The 3312-nt window shown below is 66.3% G+C and carries 3 protein-coding genes; all 3 read right to left on the bottom strand.

Going from position 1 to position 3312, the window contains the following annotated elements:
- The coding region (locus AC52Q4_RS13685; protein WP_495537354.1) for a complex I 51 kDa subunit family protein at positions 1–833 on the bottom strand (833 nt) is incomplete at its 3' end.
- 82 nt (positions 834–915) lie between these two features.
- Complete coding sequence (gene nuoE, locus AC52Q4_RS13680) at positions 916–1473, bottom strand: NADH-quinone oxidoreductase subunit NuoE (protein ID WP_495537353.1); 558 nt, start codon at positions 1471–1473, stop codon at positions 916–918.
- Positions 1460–3208 carry an NADH-quinone oxidoreductase subunit C/D gene (gene nuoC / locus AC52Q4_RS13675; protein ID WP_495537352.1) on the bottom strand — a complete coding sequence of 583 codons (1749 nt, stop codon included), beginning with the start codon at positions 3206–3208 and terminating at the stop codon, positions 1460–1462. Before nuoC ends, nuoE begins: the two co-directional genes overlap by 14 nt.
- Between the last annotated feature and the right edge of the window lie 104 nt (positions 3209–3312).

The following is a 3312-nucleotide window of genomic DNA, read 5'->3' as shown; positions in this document are numbered from 1 at the left end:
CCGGCTTGCATACCGCCGGCGTGTTCCTCGAGCACCGCGCGCATGGGGGTGCCCATGGGCAGCTCCCAGCAGCCCGGCCGCGTGACGTGGCCGCTCGCGCCGAAAAGCTTCGTCCCGCCGTCTTCGGAGTGGCTGAGCTTGCGGTACCACTCGGCACCCCGATTGACGATATGGGGGACGCTGCACAGTGTCTCGACATTGTTGACGACGGTCGGCCAGCCCCACAAACCGGCTTGCTGCGGGAACGGCGGCTTCGCGCGTGGGGTGGCGCGGCGGCCTTCGAGCGCATTGAGCAGTGCGGTTTCCTCGCCGCAGATGTAACGCCCGGCGCTGGTGTGGATATACACATCGATTGCGACGCCGCTGCCCAGGATATCCGCGCCGAGCAAGTTCGCCGCGCGGGCTTCATCGATCGCGCGCTGCAGGCGCCGCGCCGCCAGCCGATACTCGTCGCGCAGAAAGATATAGGCGGTTTGCGCGCCGATCGCGTAGGCGCTGACGATGAGCGCCTCGACGAACTGATGCGGATCACCTTCCATGAGCAGCCGGTCCTTGAACGTCCCGGGTTCCATTTCATCGGCGTTGGCAACGAGGTATTTGCGCTCCGGGGCATCGGCGCCGTGGGGCACGAAGCCCCACTTGACCCCGGTCGGAAATCCGGCGCCGCCGCGTCCGCGTAGATTGGAGTCCTTCACCTCGGCGATGATCTGCTGCGGGTCCATCTCCCGCAGCGCTTTGCGCAGCGCCTGATAGCCGCCGGCACGCTGATAGCCCGCCAGCTCGAGGGGTTCCCGGCCGGCTTGGATGTTTTGCGTCAACGGGGTCTCGGCCATGAGAGCCTCCGTGCTGATTGCAAGGTTACCGTTGATGGGCGGCGCGCTGGCTGCCAGCGAGCGCCTGCGGCGGCGCGCTCCCTCAATCGTAGTCCGCCAGAATGCTATCGAGGCGCTCGCAGGCGAGGTTGCGATGCAGATCATGGTCGATCAGCATGGCCGGCGCGCCGTCGCACGCGCCCAGGCAAGCCGTGGGCAGCAGGGTGAAGCGACCGTCGGCGGTGGTCTCGCCCATGGCGATGCCGAGGCGTTCACGCAGCGCTTGGTGCACCGTCTCGTAACCGCAGACCCAGCAGCTGATGCTGTCGCAGAGCAGTATCACGTGGCGTCCCACCGGGCGGCGGAAGATCAGGTTGTAGAAGGTGGCCACGCCGTCGAGCTCGGCCTCGGAGAGCTCGAGCAGCTCGGCGGCGTCGTGGAGCGCCGCATCGTCCACCCAGCCGCGGTGGCGCTGGATGATCTTGAGCGCCTCGACGCCCGCCGCGCGCGTTTCCTCGTAGTGAGCCATTTCCGCCGCGATTTCGCGGCGTTCCTCGTCGCTTAGCATTGCCTGGTCCTCGTTCGCCGTGCCGCGTCGCGGCAGCACCCGACCCGGTGCGTCCTCGCCCCGCTCGTTGCTCCGGCCCTCAACGGTCGACATCGGCCATGACGAAGTCGATGGAGCCGAGGATGGCGATCAGATCCGCCACCATCAGGCCGCGCGTGATCTCCGGAATCATCTGCAAGTGGGGGAACGACGGCGTGCGGATGCGGGTTCGGTAGGCGTTGGTGTGTTTGTCCGAGATCAGATAGTAGCTATTGAGGCCCTTGGTGGCCTCCACGGTGACGCAGGACTCGCCCGGCGGCATCACCGGACCCCAGGAGACGTTCAGGAAGTGCTGGATCAAGGTCTCGATGTCGTGCATCGTGCGATCTTTCATCGGCGGAGTCGTCAAAGGGTGATCGGCCTTGTACGGCCCCTCGGGCATGTTCTCCAGGCACTGCCGCACGATCCGCAAGCTCTGGCGCATCTCCTCGATGCGCACGGCACACCGGTCGTAGGCGTCGCCGCGCGCCGCGGTCGGTACGTCGAAGTCGAACTGCTCGTAACCGCTGTAAGGCCGCTGCTTGCGCAGATCCCATTCCAGCCCCGTGGCGCGCAGGCCCGGTCCGGTGACTCCCCACTCGATCGCCTCGGCCGTGTCATATTCGCCGATGCCGACCGTGCGCGCCTTGAGCGTGCGGTTGCGCATGACGATCCGCTCGTACTCGTCGAGGCGCCTGGGCAGGTAGTCGACGAACCACCGCACGAGCTTGTCCCAGCCGGCGGGCAGATCCATGGCCACTCCCCCGATGCGAAACCACGCCGGATGCATGCGAAAGCCGCACACCCCCTCGATGATGTCGTAGATGCGCTGGCGATCGCTGAACATGTAGAAGACCGGCGACATCTGCCCCACGTCTTGGGCGAACGTGCCGTAGAAGAGCAGGTGGCTGGCAATCCGGAATAGCTCCGAGAGCATGACGCGGATGACCTCGACCCGCTCCGGGACTTGGATGCCGGCGAGCTGTTCCACCGCCAGAACATAGGGCAGGTTGTTCATCACCCCGCCCAGATAGTCCACCCGGTCGGTGTAGGGGATGTAGGTGTGCCAGCTCTGACGCTCGCCCATTTTCTCCGCGGCGCGGTGATGAAAGCCGATATCCGGCACGGCATCGACAATCTCCTCGCCATCGAGCTGCAGCACGATGCGGAACACGCCATGGGCGCTGGGGTGGTTCGGGCCGAGATTGAGAAACAGAAAATCCGTGCCCCGGTGGCTACGCTCGAGCCCCCACGCCTCGGGGCGAAAGCGCAGCGCCTCCTGCTCGCGGTCCTCGCCCTCGTCGTCGAGCTCGTAAGGTCCCAGCTCGGTGCCGCGCGCGCTCGCGTCCTTGCGCAGCGGATGGCCCTCCCAGGTGGGAGGCAGCAGAATGCGCGCCAGATGCGGATGGCCCGGGAAGTCCACGCCGAACATGTCCCAAATCTCGCGCTCGTACCAGTTGGCCGCCGGCCAGATATCGGTGATGGTGGACAGCGTCAGATCACCTGCCGAGAGAGCGACCTTGAGCCGGATCTCGGAGGCGCGCTCGAGGGAGAGCAGGTGATAAACGACCGTGTAATCCGACGCCGGCTGGGCCGGGCGGTGATCGCGCACCCGCTCGTCGATCGCGGTGAGATCATAAAGCATGCGGTACGGAGGCTGGATCGAGTGCTTGAGAAAGCGCAGGACCTCGCGCACGGATGCTCTGGTCACCCAGACGGTCGGAATGCGGTCGAGCGTGGGTTGCTCGCTGATGGCCGCCTCGCCGAAGCGCTCCCTGATCTCGGGAGCGGGCGGCACGGTATCGAGCATCGTCGCGTCTCCTCCTCAAAGCCGGTCGGCGGGTGGCAGGAGACGAATCCGGCCCCGCTCGGCGCGCTTTCGATCCCGCTGGCTGGGCCTTGGGCCCTTCTCCA

The organism is Nitrococcus sp., assembly GCF_059432795.1.
The sequence above is the reverse complement of the archived record's forward strand: the minus strand, read 5'-3'. Positions and strand labels throughout refer to the sequence as shown.

Excerpts from the sequence above, each read along its gene's own strand:
- nuoE (WP_495537353.1), bottom strand. The coding sequence starts at position 1,473 with ATGTCGACCGTTGAGGGCCGGAGCAACGAGCGGGGCGAGGACGCACCG.
- nuoC (WP_495537352.1), bottom strand. The coding sequence starts at position 3,208 with ATGCTCGATACCGTGCCGCCCGCTCCCGAGATCAGGGAGCGCTTCGGC.